The sequence below is a fragment of the Pseudomonas sp. On1 genome, assembly GCF_033783325.1.
This window is the reverse complement of the sequence record NZ_JAWPOA010000003.1, coordinates 313,158-330,623: the sequence shown is the minus strand read 5'-3', so window position 1 is coordinate 330,623 and position 17,466 is coordinate 313,158. Positions and strand designations below refer to the sequence as shown.

Here is a 17,466-nt window from a genome sequence, read left to right as displayed (position 1 = left end):
CACCGGCCTGGCCATCCCCGCGCTGTTCGGCTACAACCGCCTGACCACGCGCAACCGCGAAGTCAGTGCTGACATGCGGGTGTTCGTCGACGAGTTCATCACCCGCCTGGCCGAGCTGCACGGCGAGGGCCAGGCCGGTGAAGCGGCGCTGCGTCCGGCCGGGCGCAGCGTCAACCCGTCGACCCCGGCGTGAGGAGGCAGCCATGGCATCCGTGAACAACGCCCAAGACGACGACGCCGACGCCGCGGTCGACAGCATCAACATCACCCCGCTGGTGGATGTGCTGATGGTGGTGCTGGTGATGTTCATCCTCACCGCCACCGCGCAGGTCTCCGGGATCCAGGTGCAACTGCCCAAGGCCAGCGCCACGGTGTCGCTGGCCCAGCCCAAGACCAAGGCGATCTCGATCAACGATGCCGGCCAGGTATTCCTCGATGCCTACCCGGTGACGCTGCAGGAGCTGGAGGACCGCCTGCGCAGCGAAAAGGCGCGCAGCCCGGATTTCCCGTTGATCGTGCGCGGTGACGCGGGCGTGCAGTACCAGAAGGTGGTCGAGGTGCTCGACCTGCTGCGCCGTCTCGAGCTGGCCCAGGTCGGGCTGGTCACCGGCAAGCCGAACCAGGGGTGAGGGCAGGCATGGAATCTAAAGCCAACTTCCGCCGCCTGCTGACCTGGGCCGTGCTCGCCGTCGCTGGCGCGGGCCTGGCCTGGCTGCTGTGGCAGTGGGCCAACGACATGGCCGGGGTGCGTCGCGAGGCGCCCAAGGTGCCGGCGATCATCCCGCTGCCGCCGCCTCCACCGCCGCCTCCGCCCGAGCCGCCCAAGGAGCCCGAACCGCCGGTCGAGGAAAAGATCGTCGAGCCGCAGCCGGTGCCCGAGGCCGAGGAGGTCAAGCCCGCCGAGGACGCGCCGGACCCGGCCCAGGACCTGGCCGACCCCATGCAGATGGACGGCGACGCCCAAGCGGGCGGCGACAGCTTCAACGTCGGGGCCGGCAAGGGCGGCGGCATGGCCGGTGGCGGCGGTGGCGGCCTGGGCAGCGGCACATACAGCCAGTACCTGGCCTATGCCTTCCAGCGCCTGCTGCGCGACAACCCCGAGCTGCGCAACCTGGTGTTCAACCTGCAGGCCGAGATCTGGCTCAGCGCCGCCGGCGAGATCACCCGTGTCGAGCTGCTGCGCGGCAGCGGCGAGCCGGAGGTGGACGCCCAGGTGCTCGCCGCCCTGCGCGGCGCCCGCGCCCTCGACCAGCGCCCGCCGGCCAACCTGACCTTGCCGGTGAAGATCGCCCTGCAGGGGCGCCGGCCATGAACAACGAAGCACGACTGACCCACAGGAGCTGCAAACCCATGAAGTGCCCAGTCAACCGATTGACCCTGGCGCTCGGCCTGCTGGCCGCCGCCACCGCGGTCGGTCCGGCCGTCGCCCATGCCGCGCCGTCGGAGAACGCGACCGTCAACCTGATCCGCCTGCTGGTGGAACAGGGCGTGCTCAAGCAGGACAAGGCCGACGCGCTGATCGCCCAGGCCGAGCGCGAGGCCCAGCAGGCGCGGGCTGTCAGCGCCGCGCCGATCGTCGCCCAGGCCCCCGCGGCCAACGGCGAGGTGCGCGTGCAGTATGTGCCGGCCATCGTCCGCCAGCAGATCCGCGACGAGATCAAGGCCGAGGTGATGAACACCGCCAAGCAGGAAAACTGGGCCGCGCCCAACACCTTCCCCGACTGGGCCTCGCGCATCAGCTTCGACGGTGACCTGCGCCTGCGCTACGAATCGCGCGGCTACGCCGACGGCAACAGCAACGAGATCGTCGACTTCGCCAAGCTCAACGACAAGGGCCCGTACGACGTCAACGCCAACAGCGGCTCGAACCTGCCGCCGCTGCTCAACACCCGCGAGGACCGCGACAGCCTCCTGCGCCTGCGCGCGCGCTTCGGCCTCAAGGCCCAGCTGGCGGACAACTGGGTGGCCGGCATCCGCGTAGCCACCGGCTCCAACAACAACCCGGTGTCGACCACCCAGAACCTCGGTGGCGGCTTCGGCAAGAAGGACATCTGGCTCGACCAGGGCTATGTCACCTGGACGCCCAGCGAGCGACTGACGTTGACCGGCGGGCGCATCGCCAATCCGTTCATGTCCACCGATATCCTCTATTCCCACGACCTCAACTTCGATGGTGTGGCGGCGATCTTCGACCAGCCGCTGAACCGCGACCTCAGCCTGTTCGGCACCGTCGGCGCGTTCCCTGTGCAGTACAGCGACGACAGCGCCAGCAGCAACGGCCTGGACAAGGAGGACAGCGACAACAAGTGGCTGTACGGCGCGCAACTGGGCGCGAAATGGGCGCTCAACGACCATCACCGCCTCAAGGGCGCGATGGCCTACTACCGCTTCGACGACATCGCCGGCGAGCGCTCCAGCCCCTGTGCGCCCTGGGATGGCCAGCCGGCCTGTGACAGCGACGAAACCCGGCCGACCTTCATGCAGAAGGGCAACACGGTGTTCCTGCTGCGCGATATCACGCCCAATCCGGCCAACCCGGCGGCCACGCCGCAGCCGCAGTTCGTCGGCATCGCCTCGGAGTTCGAGCTGCTCGACCTGAACCTGGTGTGGGACGCCGACTTGCCTCATGACTTCAAGCTGCGCAGCCAGGCCAACTACATCCACAACCTGGCCTACGACGAGGGCGACATGCGCAAGCGTTCGGCCGGCCAGCTGGCCAACAACATCGACGAGAACGGCAACATCAAGAGCGGCGGCGACGCCTGGATGTTGCAGTTCACCCTGGGCAACGCCCTGGACATGCGCAAGGCCGGCGACTGGAACCTGTTCGCCGGCTACAAGCGCATCGAGCCTGACGCGCTGCCGGACGGGTTCAACGACTCGAGCTTCCACCTCGGCGGCACCAACGCCAAGGGCTATTTCCTCGGTGGCAACTACGGCCTGGCCGACAACGTCTACGCTACAGCCCGTTGGTTGAGCAGCGAGGCAGTCTACGGCGCGCCGTTTGACATCGATGTGCTACAACTTGAAGTCAACACGCGTTTCTAGGGAAGGAGCACGGGCATGAACAAGGGAGTCTATCGCCATCGTTGCGCCTGGTTGATGCTGGCGCTGGGCGCAAGCCTGGCCGCCTCGGCGTCGGCCGAAACCCTCGAAGAGCGCCTGCGCACCCAGCTGCGCAGCACCACGCAACAGTTGCAGGCCCTGCAGAGCGAGCAGGCGCAGGCCAGCGCCGCCCGTCAGGCGGCGGAACAGCAACGCGACGCGGCCCTGGGCCAGGTGCGCGAGCTGACCGCGAAACTGGCCAAGGCGCGCGGCCAGAGCGAACAGCTCGCCGGCCAGCAGCAGGCCGTGCACAGCCAGGCTCAGGCGCTGGTGGCCAGCAGCAACGAACAACTGCACAAGTACAAGCAGGCCTATGACGAACTGCTGGGCATGGCGCGCGCCAAGGAAAGCGAGCGTGCCGGCCTGCAGGCACAATTGGCCGAGCGCGATGGCCAGGTGCAGCAGTGCCAGGCGCGCAACCAGCAGATGTACGGGGTGGCCAAGGAGATGCTGGCCGCCTATGAAAAGGTCGATATCGCCGATGTGATGAAGATGCGCCAGCCCTTTGCCGGCTCGGCTCGGGTCCGCTTCGAGGAGCTGGCCCAGGCCTATGGCGACAGACTCTACGAAAGCCAGTTCGACGCCCCCAAGGGCTTGACCCAGTGACGTTTTCTCAACGCAAGGAAGTAAGCACATGACCGAAGTCACCCTGATCGAAACCGTTAGCGCCGACTCCCTGACCAAGCTGCTGCAGGATGCCGGCTGCCGGGTCAATCGCACCGAGCAGAATGCCGTGGTGCAGTTGCTCAGCGCCAGCCAGGGCGTGGGTTACGCCGTACGTTTCGGCAACCGGGCGCTGAACCAGGACGGCGAGTTCCTCGATTTCACTTTCAGTTGCGCGCTGCGCATCCAGGGCGAGCTGCCCGCGGGCCTGGCCGAGCGCTGGAACGCCACGCGGCGTTTCGCCCGCCTGTCGGTGCAGGGCGAGTTCCTGGTGATGGAGAAGGACGTGGTGGTTGCCGACGGCGTCAGCGAGAAACACCTGCTTGGCAGCCTGTTGCTTTGGGATCGCCTGCTGCAGGAGTTCATTGTCTACCTGCGCGACTACAGCCGTAATGTCGCCGAAACGGCGCCCGAGCAGGTGGCCAGCGACGCGGTGAGCGCTTCGTGACGGCGCGAACCCTGTGGGCTGGCGCTGGCGCGCTGGCCGTTGTCGCAGTGGCGGTCGCCCTGGCCTTGCGCCCGGGCGACGAGCCGGTGGCGGCGGCGCGCCCGGCTTCGCCCGCCACCCTGGTGGCCACCGACAACGGCCCGGTGCTGGCGCGCCTGGGCGAGCAACAGGTGGGCAGCGGCGAGCTCAAGGCGCTGTTCGCCCAGTTGCCCGAAGAGTCCCGCGCCAGCCTGCGCGGCGACCGGCCGGCACTGGAGGCCTGGATCCGCGCCCGCTTGGCGGAAAAGGCCCTGTACCAGCAGGCCGAGGCCCAAGGCTGGCTGCAGCGTCCGGAGATCCAGGTGCAGACCCGCGCGGCCACCGAGCAGATCGTCTTGCGCGACTACCTCGACTCGGTAAGCAAGGTGCCCGACGACTACCCCACCGAAGCCGAGCTCAAGCAGGCCTACGAGGCAGGCAAGGCCGGGTTGCAACTGCCGGCACGCTATCGCCTGAGCCAGATCTTCCTGCGGGTGGAAAACCCCAAGGATGACGAGGCCGTGCGCAAGCAGGCCGCGGCCCTGGCCAAGCAGGCCCAGGCCGCGGATGCGGACTTTGGCGCATTGGCCCGCGAGCATTCGCAGGATGCCGGCACCGCCGCCAACGGCGGCGATACCGGCCTGCAGGCCTTGGCGCAACTGTTGCCGGAGGTGCGCGGGGTGGTGCCGAAACTCAAGGTGGGCAGCGTCAGCGAGCCGGTGCAGAGCGCGGCGGGCTATCACATCATCAAGCTGGTGGAACAGCAGCCGGCCCGGGCGGCGACCTTCGACGAGGTGGCCCCGCGCCTGCGCCAGGTGCTGCGTGCCCAGCGCCAGGAGCAGGTGGCCAAGGCCTATGTCGAGGGCATGTTCGACACTGCCACCCTCAGCATCGACGGCGCGGCGCTCAACCAGGTGCTGGAAAGCAGCCGCTAGCCGCCTACAACCATGGAAGAAGCGGGCCTGCCGACGCGGGCCTGCGGGAGGCGAGGGATGCCTATCGATCTGTCCCGGGGGCGAGCCCCTGATACCAGCGTGCCCGTCGTTCGCCCCCAGGTGCCGCTGGCCCTGGACGAACAGACTCTGAACTGTTTTCTGGTCACAGCGCGCTGCGGTTGTTTCATGCAGGCGGCGCGGCGGCTCAACCTCAAGCCGGTGGCCCTGCGCAAGCGCCTGGCGGCGCTGGAGGCACGCCTGGGCTACAGCCTGTTCGTCAACCGCAACAACAACCCGGTGCTCAGCCAGCAGGGCGAGCGCCTGCAGCAGGTGCTCCAGGCCCGCGAACCGGTGGTGCCACCGGCGCGGGAAGCCAGCGCCAGTGTGCGCCTGGCCGTGGCCGAACCACTGCTGCAGGACCTGCTGGGCCGCAACCTGATCAACTTCGTGCGTCAGCATGCCGGCATGCGCCTGGAGGTGGCCACGCTCGATGGCCGCCAGGTACCCGAGCAGGCCGCGGATGTGGCGTTATGGCTGGGCGACCTTGACCAGGGCGCCCACAGAGGCTGTTTTGCCGACACCACCGCCGAAGCCCTGGCCACCCTCGAGTACCTGCCGCATATCGCCAAGCGCTATGCCCGCGAGGCCAACCGCCCGACCAGCCTGGCGCACCTGCAGGACTACATGCTGGTGCAATGGCAAGGTGAGGTCGGAGTGCAGGCGTTGACGCCCTGGCAGGCGCTGTTGAGCACCCGCTCGGCCGGCGTGACGCAGATCCAGGACTACGAGATGTACTGCCAGCTGATCAAATGCAGCGCCAGTGTCGGTTTGCTGCCGCACTACGCGGCGCATCTGGATCGTGGCCTGCTGGCCTTGCCGGGGTTGTTCCGCGAGCCGATGCGCCGGCGCGTGTGGCTGGCGGTCGATGAGCGTACCGAAGCCGATCCGTTGGTGCAGGTGATGGTCGGGGCGATCCGCGCCGCGTTCGAGGAGCGCCGGGAATGGTTTGCCGGCCGTTAGGGTCAGCCGGCCTTGCGCAGCGTCAGATTGATCCGCCGTTCGCCCATGCGCGGATGCACGCCAGGCTTGATAGGCAGCACGCCATGAAAGCGCAGGCGGTCCTCGCCGCCCCACACCAGCACGTCGCCGTGGTTCAGCGGGATGCGTCGGGTTCGGTCCGAGCGCTGCAGCCCGCCGAACAGGAACACTGCGGGCAGGCCCAGCGAGATCGAGACGATCGGATGGGCGTGGTCCTGCTCGTCGCGGTCCTGATGCAGGCTCAGGCGGGTACCCGGCAGGTAGTGGTTGATCAGGCAGGCATCCGCCACGAAGCCGTCGAAACCGGCCTGGGCAGCTGCGCGCGAGGCCAGCTCGAGCAGCACCTGGGGCAGGGCGGGCCAGGGCTTGCCACTGACCGGGTCGGTGGCAGAGTAACGATAGCCGCTTGCGTCGCTGACCCAACCCAGCGCGCCGCAATTGCTCAGCGCCACGGCCATGCGCAGGCCGCCGGGGGTCTGCATGTGGCGAAACGGCGCCGCGCGCAGCACCGGGCGCAAGGCATCGAGCAGGGGCTCGAGTTCCGCCAGGGCGAAACCTGGCAGCAGCGTGGTGTGCGCGGCCAACTGCTGGGGGTGTGCGTCGAACAGATCGAGATCGGACTGGATCATGCCAAGGGCTGCTTGGGGGTGTCCGCACAGTGTATCGCGATGCCCCGGCGCGTGGGGCATCGCGAGCCACTGCGCCGCCTCAGAGGCTGAGGGTCAGGCTGACACTGACATTGCGCGGCTCGCCCGGCAGCACCCATGAACTGTTGTATGAGCGCTCATAGTACTTGCGGTCGAACAGGTTGTTGAGGTTCAGGCCCACGGTGACCTGCTCGCTGGCCTTGTAGTGCGCCAGCAGGTCGACCGTGCTGTACGAGGGCAGGGTGAAAGCGCTGCCAGCCTGACCGGAGCGCTCGCCGACATAGTTGAACGCCGCCCCCAGGTCCGAACCGCGCAGGGCGCCATTCTGGAACTCATACACGCCCATCACGCTGCCGCTGTTACGGGCAATGCCCAGCAGGTCGCTGCCCTTGGGCAGGCTGGCATCGCCCTTGGTGACCTCGGCATCGATGTAGGCATAGGCGCCGATCACCCGCACCGCCTCGCTGAGCTGGCCGCTGAACTGCAGGTCCAGGCCTTGGCTGCGCGCCTTGCCGGCCGCGATGCTCTCGCCCAGGGCATCGGTGGTGATGACATTCTCCTTGTCGATATGGAACAGCGCCACCGTGGCGCCCAGGCGGCTGTCGAACAGGTCGAGCTTCAGGCCGGTCTCGTAGCCGATGCCTTTCTCGGGCTTGTACACCTGCCCCTGGGTGCCGATGGTGTTGGGCTTGAACGAGGTCGAGGCGTTGGCGAACACGCCGACCTGTGGCGTCAGCTGGTACAGCAGGCCGACGCGGGGCGTGGCGACATCCTTGGCCTGGCTGTTGCTGATACCGCTGCTGCGGTTCTGCGAGGTCTGCTCGATGCGCTCCAGGCGTACCCCGAGCAGGCCGCGCAGGCGTTCGCTGAAGGCGATCTGGTCCTGCAGGTTGAGGGCATGGCTTTCGGTGCGTTCGAAGAAGTCATTGGCGCGGGTGAGGGCCGGCTTGGGCTTGCCGTATACCGGGTTGCGGATATCCAGGCCGTAGCTGGCCAGGGTCGCGCTCTGCGGGTACTTCTGGCTGTTGCGGTAGTTCTCGTATTCCAGGCCGATCAAGCTCTGGTGCTGCCAGCCGAGCAGCTCGAACTGGCCGTGCAGTTCGGCTTGGGTGATGTTGTCGTTCCACTCGAAGTCGCGCTCGCGGTAGAAGCGCGTGAGCGTGTTGCCGACCAGGGCCTGGGGCTCGGAGCTGTTGCCCTTCAGTGTGCCCTGGGTGTAGTGGTTGGCCAGGCGCAGCTTCCAGTTGTCGTCGAGGAAGTGCTCCAGGGCCAGGTCGACGGTCTGGTTGTCGTTGCGGATCTTGCCGTCGTTGGGCTCGCCCATGAACGCCGAACGCGGCACCGAGCCCATCTGGCCATTGACCGCCGGGATGCCACGGTCGAACACCGATTCGGTGCGGGAGAACTCGGTGTCCAGCAGCAGGCGGGTGTCGGGCGACAGCTGCCAGCTCAGCGATGGGCTGACGATCCGTCGCTCGCTGTTGACGTGATCGCGGAAGCTGCCGTTGTCCTCCACCGCCAGGTTGACCCGGCCCAGCAGGTTGCCTTGGCTGTCCAGCGGCGCGTTGGCGTCCAGCGTGCCGCGGTAGCGGTCCCAGCTGCCGGCGCTCAGGTTCACGGTGCTGAACGTCTCGGCCTGGGGGCGCTTGCTGACGATGTTGACCAGGCCGCCGGGATCGCCGCGGCCATAGAGGCTCGCGGCCGGGCCCTTGAGCACCTCGATGCGCTCGATGCTGGAGGTGTCGGGCGCGCTGTAGCTGCCGCGGTTGACGGCGAAGCCGTTCTTGTACAGCTCCCCCGTGGTGAAGCCGCGCACGCTGTAGTTGAGAAAGGTCAGGCCGCCGAAGTTGTTCTGCCGCGACACGCCGCCGGCAAAGTCCAGGGCGCGATCGATGCGGGTGCTGTTGAGGTCCTTGAGTACCTGGGCCGGCACCACTTCGATGCTCTGCGGGGTGTCGCGGATATCGGTGTCGGTGCGCGTGGCGGTGGCCGAGCGGGTGGCCCGATAACCCTGGACCGGGCCGTCGGCGCGCTCTTCGAGGTAGGCGTCGGTGATCGAGGTTTCGTCCAGTACCAGGGGTTGGGCCGCAGCGAGCGGTTGACCGAACAGGCCCAGGGTCAGGCCGGCCAGAAGGGGAGCGCGAGGGTTCAAGGGGGATCTCCGATAAATATGTAATAACATTACATTATCGTTCCATTCATCGCCAGAAAAAGATCTGAGAGGGCGGTTGTGTGATGAGAATGATTTGCGTTAACGTTATGTTATTACGTATCTGGAGGTTCTCATGCAAGTCCTGTCCTCACTCAAGCAGGCCAAGCGCCGTCATCGTGACTGCCAGGTGGTCAAGCGCCGTGGTCGGATCTATGTGATCTGCAAGTCCAATCCGCGGTTCAAGGCCAGGCAGGGCGGGGTGAAGAAAAAGCGCGGGTAGCCGTCAATGGCTGTCAGTCAGGCGAAAGGGGCTGCACAGCAGCCCCAATGACGCTACCGAAGAGTCCTGCGCAGGCGTCGCCAGCCCAGTACCACACCACTGAGGGCTATCACCAGGCCGCCGCTACTCAGGCCGATGATCAACCCTTCGCGCAACAGCGGCCGCGCCAGCAGTGGTTGCCAATCCCAACTGTGCAACAGGTTGAACAACCAGCGCCCGGCACGTTGCGCCCGGTCGTGGCTGGCCACCAGCGTGCCGCTGGCAGGGTCCAGGTAGGCCCATGTGCCCGCCGCGTCGGCGAAGCGCACGCGCAGCACGGGCAGTGGGCGCGACTGGGATCCGTACATGCTCTGTGGCTCGCGGGCGAAGTAGTGGAAGTCGTAGGCGCTTTGCCAGTCATCCTCCACCGTCACCCCGGGAGCCATCGCTTGCGCGGCCGCCAGCAGCCTTTCCCGGCTGAAGGTACGCGCCGGCGCGGCGTGCGCTTCAAGGATGCGGCTGTCGCCGTCGGCGCTGCGGGCCACTGCATAGGTGACGCCGGCCAGGCGTTGCCACTGCAGCTCCACTGCATCGAACCCTGTTTCGTCGCGCAAGCGGGCCAGGGCCGTGGCAATCGGCAACTGCAGGTCGGCGGCGCGCAGCGGCGCTTGCTGCAAGGCGATCTGCGAGCGGCTGTCGGTCACGCCCCAGGGGCGCATCGACATCAACCCGCTGAACACCCACAGCACCAGCACCCCACCGAACAGCAGCCCGCCGATGTGGTGCCAGCGCAACCAGCCGCCGGGGTACGGGCTGCACGATCCGCTACGGTAAGGCTTGCGCAGCCGCAGGCGCAGGATGCCCACCGCGATGCCCATGAGCGCCATCAGCGTGCCGAGCAGTGACAGGCCGATCACCAGGGTGCGCCAGCCATTGTCGAAGCCCAGGCCGCCGCGCAACGGATAGAGCCAGTGCAACCAGGCGCCGACCCAGTTCCAGGCGCGCTCACGGCCGCTCGCATCGCGCACCACCTCGCCGGTGCGCCCGGACAGGTACAGCCAGGTGCCGGCCGCATCGTCCACTTGCACCCGGTGCAAGGGGCGATCGCTGTCCAGGGCCCGGGAGTGGGTCCACATGTCCTCGTCCAGTGTGCCCTGGTAAGCCAATGCCGCGCTGCCGGCGTACTGCCGGGCATTGGCCAGGGCCCAGGCCGCGTCGGCGATGGCCAGGGGCTCGCCGTTGGCGGCATCGAGGGTGACGCGGCGACCGTCCGCCAGCTCCAGCAAATAGTACGGTTGCCCGCCCAGGCTGGTCAGGCGCAGCGCCTTCACCGGCTGCTCAGCCCATTGCGCCGGCAACTCGGCGCAGCATCCCGCCGGCAAGGCCGGCAAGGCCGGCAGGTGGGCCAGGCGCTCGGCCGTGGTCAGCTTGGGGTAGCCGACATACAGCATGACCACCCCGGAGACGAACCACAGCGCCATGAACAGGCAGGCGACGATGCCCAGCCAGCGATGCCACAGGTACAGCTGGCGTTTCAGGCCCATCAGTAGCGCCACTGCACAGCGACTTCCAGGCTGCGCGGCTCACCCAGGTAGTACTGGGTGTTGGTCTGGTGGATGAAGCGGGCGTAGACCTCGTCGGTGAGGTTGCGCAGGCGGGCGCTGAGTTGCACGTGCTGGTCCAGGTCGTGGGTCATCGACAGCCCGTAGACGGTGTACGAAGGCACCCACTGGGTGTTGGCGGTGTTGGCGTATACCGACGACACATAGCGGGCGTCGGCGCCGACCTGCCAGCCCGGCGCCAGGTCGTAGGTCAGCCAGAGGTTGGCCACCCGGTCCGGGATGTTCACCGGGGTCTTGCCCTTGCGCGAGTACACCACGCCGCCGATGGTCTCGTTGAACTCGTCGTATTCGGCGTTGACCCAGCTGAAGTTGCCCGCTGCCAGCAGCTTGGGCGTGACCTTGAACGACGCCGCCAGCTCGATGCCGGTGGAGGTCTGCTGGCCGGCCTGCTCGGTGGTGTTGGGCACGGTCGAGGAGGGCACCGAGATGTTCTTGCGCACGATGCGGTAGGCCGCCGCGGTGGCCGAGCCGCGCCCGTCAAGGAAGTCGAACTTGCTGCCCACTTCCACCTGCCTGCCGGTGCTCAGGTCGAAGTCGCCGACCTGGCTGATCGACGCGCCGGTGAGCGAGCCGCCTGGCGGTTCGGCCGAGGTGCTGTACTGGGTATACAGGCTGATATTGGAGGTCAGGTCGTAGACCAGCCCCAGGCGCCCGGTAAAGGCATCCCAGCGCCGATTCAGCTTGGCCCGGGTCACGTGGTCGACCACGTCGAAGTCGATATGGTCATAGCGCAGCGCGGTGACCAGCGACAGCTGGTCGGTCAGGCGGGTACGGTTCTCGACGAAGCCCGCAGTGGTGTCGGTATTGGTGCTGCGGCCCTTGGCGCGTGGCGCGTCCATGCCAGGAATGTCGAGGAAGTGGTCTGGCTGGAAACCGTTGGGGTCGATGCTGTCGAACGCACCCTTGGACAACGGGTAGGCGGTCTGCTGGTTGCGGTTGTAGTCCACGCCGAACGCCCAGTCGCTGGCCAGGCCGAACAGCTGGCCCTGGTGGGTCAGCTCGACGCGGTTGCCGTTGACCTCCTGGTCGTGGCGCTGGCGGTAGCCGCCGGAGCGGGCGATGGCGGTGTTGCCGGGGTTGTAGCGGTACACCTCGAGGTTGCGGTAATCGCGCTGGCCGTTGTAGTGGTAGAAGGTGTTGCGCAACTGGTTGCTGTCGTCGATGCGGTAGTCGGTGATCGAGCGCAGCCAGCGGGTGCGCTGCTCGTAGCGGCCGTCCTCGACGTTGTAGTTGTTGAAGCGATTGTGCTTGTCGATGTGCAAGGTGCCGACCGCCGGCTGCAGAACCGGCGTGCCCCAGTACGGACTGTCCTCTTTTTCTTCCAGGTACTCGATGGCCAGGGTGTGCGACAGCTGGTCGTTGATGTCGCTGAGCAGCGAGAAGGCCAGGTTGCCGGCCCCGTTCTCCTGGCGGTCGATATAGCCATTGGTGCTGGTGCGGCTGTAGTCGAGCCGCGCGTAGTGGCGCGGGCCGTCACCGCTGTTGAGCGCCTTGTTGAAGCCGACCGAGGTTTCCATCGTGTCGTAGCGCCCATAGCTGACGCGGCCCTCGAAGGTGTCCTCGTCGCGGTTGGCCAGTTTGGTGATCATGTTCAGGCTGCCGCCGACGGCGCCGCTGCCGTTGAGGAACGACGACGGCCCGCCGAGCAGTTCGACACGGTCGTAGATCCATGCCCCGACCGGGCGCCCGGCGGCGCCATACTGCAGGTTGATGCCGTTGAACAGCTGGCTGACCTGGGCGCCGTTGAAGCCGCGATACGACACGTAGCCACCCCAGCCGGGCGGTGCCGAGGCGTTGACCCCGGGCAGCGCGTTGGCGGCGTCCTGGAAGTTGCGCGCGCCGATGCGCTGCATGGTCTTGCGGTCGGCGACGCTGATCGAGGCGGGGTTCTCGCGGGCGCTGAGGTTCAGGCGTGAGCCGCTTTCGATGGGCCGGTCGAGGTCGAGGCTGGTCGCCTCCTTGGGTTGCTCGGCGGTGGCCGTGACGTTGCTGGCGGGCAGTGTGAGGGTGTCGTCCTGCGCCCAGGCGCAGGTTGCGCTGCCAACGAGCAGCGCCAGAGTGGTCATGCGGAACATGCAAGGCTTCCTGGCTGAAATCAATGAGCGCACGCCCGCTGCCGATCAGGCAGTTCGAGGGCGTGGCGATGTCAGAACGCGAGAAGCGAAGCGGGGGAGGCGCGGGGGTTGACCAGTGGCCAGCGCTGCTTGGGCAGCCGTGGCGCGGGTTGTCTGGGTAAGGGTTTGCTCGACTCTCCGGCGAGCAGGGCCAGCAAGCCGAAGAACACCGCCAGCAGGATGGCGCTGAACAGGCTGGCGATCACGCAGTCGCCGCCGGCGGGCAGCACCGGGTCGGTGATGTCCTGGTCGCCCTTGAACACGCCGCTGCTGTCGGCCGCGCACCAGGCGGCGTCGTCCAGGCCGGCCAGGCGCAGCCCGGCCATCTGCCCATGGCCCATGGCGCACAGCAACGAGCCGAACAGGATGCTGAAATACAGCACCCAGGCGACTTGCGATCGTGTGTGGCGGGCCAGCTTCATCGGCAAAGCTCGAAGGGAATAGGTTAGGCGTGCGGATTCTACAACTTTTGACACATCTGCCTAGAGTGAACGGCCGATAAAAAACATTCGAAACGATTCACCCGCCTCGCTTGACGCCTCTCGGCGCCAGGTGTTCTGATGCCGACCGATTTCAGGTGTCCCATGCCGCCGCGCATGGGGTGAAACGGGAAACCGGTACGCGCTTCGCGCCAGTCCGGTGCTGCCCCCGCAACGGTATGCAAGTGATGCCTTCGACAGACCACTGTGGCCCGCGTGTCATGGGAAGGTGAAGGCATCTTGTCTTGCGAGCCCGGAGACCGGCCTGGAATGTAGTAGGCAAACTCCTGCGGTGGGCGGGCATGGGCCGGTATTGGCGTGTGCGCGATCCGTGCTCCTGCGTGCTTCTGCGAAAGTCACTTTCGAGAAGAGCATGATTGCTGTGATTCACTCCCGACGTCGTTTCCCCAAGGCCCGGACCTTGTTCCTGGGCTGCCTGGCCAGCCCCCTGGCACTGGCCGAAAACACCCCCCTGATCCTCGACCAGCAGATCGTCGCCGCGCCGTCGGTGGAGTCGACCACGGTCGCCGCCATGGCTCAGTACGGCAGCAAGGTCGAGATCGTCAGCCGCGAGCAGATCGAGCGCGCCGGCCCCGGCGCCGACATCACCCGGGTGATGCAGATGTTCATCCCCGGCTTCTACGTCGCGCCGAAGAACGGCCCGTTCGACTACGGCACCTACTCGCTGCTCGGCGGGCGCAACGACGACACCCTGATCCTGCTCGACGGTGTACGCCTGAACAACCGCCTGTACGGCGGCCTGTACCTGGACACACTGCCGGCCAACGCGGTGGAGCGCATCGAGGTGCTCAAGGGCGGCCAGAGCCTGTTGTTCGGTACCCAGGCCGTGGCGGGGGTAATCAACATCGTCACCCGCAGCCCGCAACGTCGTCAGGCTTCAGGTGAGGTCAACCTGGGCCTGGACAGCTTCGCCGGCAGCAGCAAGGACGCCCGCGTCGAGCGGATCTTCAGCAATGGCTTCGGCGACCTGGGCCTGCTGGCCTATGTCAGCCACAACGTCTCCGACGGTTACCAGCCGTTTCGCAACCGCGACTACAGCGGCAACGTCAGCGACAAGAAGCGCGGCTACGAGGTGACCACCTTCGGCGGCAAGGCGATCCAGGCCTTCGGCGACGATGCGCGGCTGGAGCTGTTCTACCAGTACACAGACGCCAACCTCGATTTCGCCCGACCGGTGAACAATTACAAGACCACCAATGACCGCGTGCAGCAGATCGCCACGGCTACCTTCGAACAGCGCATCAGCGAGCGCCTGAGCTACTTCGTCAAGGGCCACGTCAACGACTGGGACACCCGCTACACCCGCATCAACAACCGCGCCGACGGATCCCGCGACGTGGTCAACCACAACGACTACTGGGGCTTCACCGATTGGGGCGTGCAGGCCGAGGGCAAGGCCGAACTCGACGGCGGCCACGTCCTGGTGTTCGGTTCCGACAACCAGTGGTTCAAGGGCCAGGACGACGTGCTGGTGATCGACGACAACAAGGCCCAGGCCAATGCGTTGTACGCCCAACTGCGTCCCAGGATCGAGGCCTTGCCCAACTGGCACCCGAGCCTCGGCCTGCGCCACGAGGCCATGAGCGGCGGCGACAGCGCCACCGTCGGCATGCTCACCTCGCTGTACGACCTGAACGACAACTGGCAACTGCGCGGCCAGTATGGCAGCGCCTACAAGCTGCCCAATGCCGAGCAGTTGTTCGTCAACGAGCCTGGCGACGAGATCGGCAACCGCGACCTCAAGCCCGAGAAGAGCCGCAATGCCGAGCTTGGCCTGGACTACCACGGCCTGCTGCTGGAGCGTGAATTCAGCGCCAGCGTCACCGTGTTCCGACGCAAGATCACCGACTTGATCACCCTGGACGGCAGCCAGTGGGTCAACGGCCAAGGGCAGGTACAGATGCGTGGCTTCGAGGCCGATGCGCGTATCCAGCTTGACGATCAATGGAGCCTGCAGGCCGACATGACCCGCAACCTCACCGAGTCGCGCACCGGGGCAACGATCAACGACGTGCCGAGTTTCTTCGCCCGTTCGCGGCTCGGCTACGAATCGGCGGACCGCATGTGGGGGGGCGGCGGCGCCATTCGCTACATCTGCGACGTGGTCAGTTCCAAAGGTGTTGACTACGGCCATTATTCGGTGGTCGACGCCGATGCCTACCGCTACCTGGACGGCGCCCGCCAGCACCGGCTGAGCCTGCTGGTGGAGAACCTGTTCGACCGCGACTATGTCACCAGTCGGGCGAGCAATGTCGACAACCTCGGGCGGCCGTTCACCAGCGAACTGCGCTACACCTACACCTTCTGAGGGCGTGAGCATGGACTACCAGCGCGTGTTGTTCGTCGGCCCCGGCCTGGGTGGCGGCTCGGCGGCCGAAGCTTTCGGCGCCGAGATTCGCGACCTGCGTGGCCACGAGGCGGGCCGGGATATCGTCGACACCCTGGAGGGTTTCGACGGGCTCTGGGCGGTGATCCGCGAGGCCCTCGACCAGGGCGTGGGACGCCTGCTGGTGGTGGACCTGGAACCCACCTCGGACAGCGCCTACCTGGACTGGCTGCGCGATGAGCTGGGGCGCCTGGCGCAAGCTCGGGCCGGCGTCTGGGTCACGGCCCAGGCCCTGGGGCGGCGCGGCCTGGATGCGCGAGTGGCCTGTGCCAGCATCGGTGAACCTGCCCGTCACCTGGCGTGCGACCAGGTCAACGCGGTGGCCAGCGACCCGGACTGGTCGCGGGTGCCCGAACATGCCCGCCAGGTGTTCCTCTGCACCGGCCCTCGCTGCGTGCGGCGCGGTGCCTTGCCGCTGTGGAAACGCCTGCGCCGGCTGCTGCTGGAGCGTGACCTGATCGAGACCCCGGGCGGCGTGCTGCTGACCCGCACCGGTTGCCAGTTTCCCTGCAACCTGGGGCCCGTGTTGACGGTGCACCCGGACGGCTGCTGGTATCGGGTACGTGATGATCGGGAGGTGGAGGAATTGGTGGAAACGCATCTAGAGGGCGGAAGGGTCGCCAAAGCACTGTTGATCAAGGGAGGGACGTGCGATGCGTAAAGCCTGGCTGCTGTCGATGGCCTTGTGCTGTGGCACACCGGCCCTGGCCGACAGCTATCGCAACTGCGGGCAGGACTGGCAACGGCCCGCTGCGGCGCCTGCGCGTATCGTCGCCCTCAACCAGCACGCGGCCGACCTGCTGCTCGCCCTCGGCGCGGGGCCGTCGATGGTCGGGGTGGCCTACCTGGACGACAACGGCGCCGCCTACAAGCAGGGCCGCTACCAGGGTGTGCCGGTGATCGCCCGGGAGTATCCGGCCAGCGAAGTGTTGTACGCGCAAAGGCCGGATCTGGTGGTCGGCGGATTCGCCACGGCCTTTGGCGATGGGATCACCTCGCGCAGCAGATTGGCCGGCAACGGGATTGCCACCTACCTGCTCGAGTCGGCCTGTAACGGCCACTCGCTGGACTACTACGGCCATGTCCGGCGTGACCTGACTGTGCTCGGCGAGCTGCTGGGCAGGCAGGCGAGGGCGCAGGCATTGATCGGGGCGATGGAGACCGACCTGGCGCAGGCCAGGGCGATCGCACCCAGCGGCAAGCCACTGTCGGTGTTCTACCTCGACAGCGAGGTGCGGGGGCTGGACAGCGAGGGCGGGCGGGGGTTCGTCACGCCGCTGCTGGCCGCCGCCGGGGCGCGCAATGTGCTTGCCGGGATCGACCAGTACCGCGTGACGATCAACCGTGAGGCATTGCTGAGCAGCGACCCCGACGTGATCCTGCTGGCCGACGCCCTGTGGTCGCCGGCCAGCCGCAAGCGTCAGCTGCTGACCCGCGACCCGGTGCTTTCGAGCCTGCGGGCGGTGCGCGAGAATCGCATGATCGATATCCCGTTCACCCAGCTGATGCCCACGCCGGCCAGTGGGCGCGTGGCCCTGGAACTGGCGCGGCAGCTCAGGGGGATGGCTGTTCCATAGCC

The 17,466-nt window shown here is 67.1% G+C and carries 16 protein-coding genes, 1 pseudogene and 1 riboswitch; of the genes and pseudogenes, 12 read left to right on the top strand and 5 right to left on the bottom strand.

Annotated elements, in window-relative coordinates:
• The 8 genes and pseudogenes from R5C80_RS04920 to R5C80_RS04885 form a co-directional block, all read left to right on the top strand.
• Window positions 1-193, top strand: a pseudogene (locus tag R5C80_RS04920) (DUF2341 domain-containing protein); the annotation flags it as partial.
• Window positions 194-203: 10 nt separating this feature from the next.
• Entirely contained in the window at window positions 204-629 is a 426-nt protein-coding gene (locus R5C80_RS04915) for an ExbD/TolR family protein (RefSeq protein WP_046855393.1), read from the top strand.
• 8 nt (window positions 630-637) lie between these two features.
• The gene (locus R5C80_RS04910; RefSeq protein ID WP_318865814.1) at window positions 638-1,312 is read left to right on the top strand and encodes an energy transducer TonB; all 675 of its coding nucleotides are present in this window, start codon (window positions 638-640) and stop codon (window positions 1,310-1,312) included.
• A 38-nt stretch (window positions 1,313-1,350) separates the two neighbouring features.
• Complete coding sequence (locus tag R5C80_RS04905) at window positions 1,351-3,048, top strand: putative porin (protein ID WP_046855395.1); 1,698 nt, start codon at window positions 1,351-1,353, stop codon at window positions 3,046-3,048.
• Between the two features lie 15 nt (window positions 3,049-3,063).
• On the top strand, window positions 3,064-3,711 hold the full coding sequence (locus tag R5C80_RS04900) for a DNA repair protein (protein ID WP_319049879.1): 648 nt from the start codon (window positions 3,064-3,066) through the stop codon (window positions 3,709-3,711).
• Between the two features lie 28 nt (window positions 3,712-3,739).
• Entirely contained in the window at window positions 3,740-4,216 is a 477-nt protein-coding gene (locus R5C80_RS04895) for a YbjN domain-containing protein (protein ID WP_319049878.1), read from the top strand.
• Complete coding sequence (locus R5C80_RS04890; RefSeq protein ID WP_160291309.1) at window positions 4,213-5,169, top strand: peptidylprolyl isomerase; 957 nt, start codon at window positions 4,213-4,215, stop codon at window positions 5,167-5,169. Before R5C80_RS04895 ends, R5C80_RS04890 begins: the two co-directional genes overlap by 4 nt.
• Before the next feature lie 57 nt (window positions 5,170-5,226).
• Window positions 5,227-6,189 carry a LysR family transcriptional regulator gene (locus R5C80_RS04885; RefSeq protein ID WP_094012578.1) on the top strand — a complete coding sequence of 321 codons (963 nt, stop codon included), beginning with the start codon at window positions 5,227-5,229 and terminating at the stop codon, window positions 6,187-6,189.
• A gap of 2 nt (window positions 6,190-6,191) precedes the next feature.
• On the opposite strand, the gene alkB is transcribed toward R5C80_RS04885, so the two are convergent.
• A complete protein-coding gene (alkB, locus tag R5C80_RS04880; RefSeq protein ID WP_263157977.1) occupies window positions 6,192-6,836 on the bottom strand; it encodes a DNA oxidative demethylase AlkB in 645 nt (214 codons plus the stop codon).
• Between the two features lie 79 nt (window positions 6,837-6,915).
• Window positions 6,916-9,006 (bottom strand): TonB-dependent siderophore receptor, encoded by a 2,091-nt coding sequence (locus tag R5C80_RS04875; RefSeq protein WP_046855399.1) that lies wholly within the window; start codon window positions 9,004-9,006, stop codon window positions 6,916-6,918.
• A 133-nt stretch (window positions 9,007-9,139) separates the two neighbouring features.
• Between R5C80_RS04875 and ykgO the strand changes: the two genes are divergently transcribed.
• Entirely contained in the window at window positions 9,140-9,286 is a 147-nt protein-coding gene (ykgO, locus tag R5C80_RS04870) for a type B 50S ribosomal protein L36 (protein ID WP_023632134.1), read from the top strand.
• 53 nt (window positions 9,287-9,339) lie between these two features.
• On the opposite strand, the gene R5C80_RS04865 is transcribed toward ykgO, so the two are convergent.
• From R5C80_RS04865 to R5C80_RS04855, 3 genes are all read right to left on the bottom strand, one after another.
• Window positions 9,340-10,803 (bottom strand): PepSY domain-containing protein, encoded by a 1,464-nt coding sequence (locus R5C80_RS04865; RefSeq protein ID WP_319049883.1) that lies wholly within the window; start codon window positions 10,801-10,803, stop codon window positions 9,340-9,342.
• 5 nt (window positions 10,804-10,808) lie between these two features.
• The gene (locus R5C80_RS04860) at window positions 10,809-12,962 is read right to left on the bottom strand and encodes a TonB-dependent receptor (protein ID WP_319049877.1); all 2,154 of its coding nucleotides are present in this window, start codon (window positions 12,960-12,962) and stop codon (window positions 10,809-10,811) included.
• Between the two features lie 71 nt (window positions 12,963-13,033).
• The gene (locus R5C80_RS04855) at window positions 13,034-13,423 is read right to left on the bottom strand and encodes a DUF2946 family protein (RefSeq protein ID WP_038706229.1); all 390 of its coding nucleotides are present in this window, start codon (window positions 13,421-13,423) and stop codon (window positions 13,034-13,036) included.
• 136 nt (window positions 13,424-13,559) lie between these two features.
• Window positions 13,560-13,764, top strand: a riboswitch (cobalamin riboswitch).
• An 89-nt stretch (window positions 13,765-13,853) separates the two neighbouring features.
• Between R5C80_RS04855 and R5C80_RS04850 the strand changes: the two genes are divergently transcribed.
• From R5C80_RS04850 to R5C80_RS04840, 3 genes are read left to right on the top strand one after another with little or no spacing between them, the layout of a single operon-like run.
• Complete coding sequence (locus R5C80_RS04850) at window positions 13,854-15,809, top strand: TonB-dependent receptor (protein WP_319049876.1); 1,956 nt, start codon at window positions 13,854-13,856, stop codon at window positions 15,807-15,809.
• Window positions 15,751-16,548, top strand: coding sequence for a (2Fe-2S) ferredoxin domain-containing protein (locus R5C80_RS04845; RefSeq protein ID WP_413470262.1), 798 nt, complete (start codon window positions 15,751-15,753; stop codon window positions 16,546-16,548). Before R5C80_RS04850 ends, R5C80_RS04845 begins: the two co-directional genes overlap by 59 nt.
• Window positions 16,541-17,464: an ABC transporter substrate-binding protein gene (locus R5C80_RS04840; protein WP_319049875.1), complete on the top strand. Its 924-nt coding sequence runs from the start codon at window positions 16,541-16,543 to the stop codon at window positions 17,462-17,464. Before R5C80_RS04845 ends, R5C80_RS04840 begins: the two co-directional genes overlap by 8 nt.
• Window positions 17,465-17,466 lie beyond the last annotated feature (2 nt).

Bases quoted from the DNA above. Each gene is read 5' to 3' on its own strand.
- R5C80_RS04900 (WP_319049879.1), top strand. From the start codon at position 3,064: ATGAACAAGGGAGTCTATCGCCATCGTTGCGCCTGGTTGATGCTGGCG.
- R5C80_RS04855 (WP_038706229.1), bottom strand. From the start codon at position 13,423: ATGAAGCTGGCCCGCCACACACGATCGCAAGTCGCCTGGGTGCTGTAT.
- R5C80_RS04895 (WP_319049878.1), top strand. From the start codon at position 3,740: ATGACCGAAGTCACCCTGATCGAAACCGTTAGCGCCGACTCCCTGACC.
- ykgO (WP_023632134.1), top strand. From the start codon at position 9,140: ATGCAAGTCCTGTCCTCACTCAAGCAGGCCAAGCGCCGTCATCGTGAC.
- R5C80_RS04910 (WP_318865814.1), top strand. From the start codon at position 638: ATGGAATCTAAAGCCAACTTCCGCCGCCTGCTGACCTGGGCCGTGCTC.
- R5C80_RS04845 (WP_413470262.1), top strand. From the start codon at position 15,751: ATGTCGACAACCTCGGGCGGCCGTTCACCAGCGAACTGCGCTACACCT.
- R5C80_RS04885 (WP_094012578.1), top strand. From the start codon at position 5,227: ATGCCTATCGATCTGTCCCGGGGGCGAGCCCCTGATACCAGCGTGCCC.
- alkB (WP_263157977.1), bottom strand. From the start codon at position 6,836: ATGATCCAGTCCGATCTCGATCTGTTCGACGCACACCCCCAGCAGTTG.
- R5C80_RS04850 (WP_319049876.1), top strand. From the start codon at position 13,854: ATGATTGCTGTGATTCACTCCCGACGTCGTTTCCCCAAGGCCCGGACC.
- R5C80_RS04860 (WP_319049877.1), bottom strand. From the start codon at position 12,962: ATGTTCCGCATGACCACTCTGGCGCTGCTCGTTGGCAGCGCAACCTGC.
- R5C80_RS04905 (WP_046855395.1), top strand. From the start codon at position 1,351: ATGAAGTGCCCAGTCAACCGATTGACCCTGGCGCTCGGCCTGCTGGCC.
- R5C80_RS04915 (WP_046855393.1), top strand. From the start codon at position 204: ATGGCATCCGTGAACAACGCCCAAGACGACGACGCCGACGCCGCGGTC.
- R5C80_RS04840 (WP_319049875.1), top strand. From the start codon at position 16,541: ATGCGTAAAGCCTGGCTGCTGTCGATGGCCTTGTGCTGTGGCACACCG.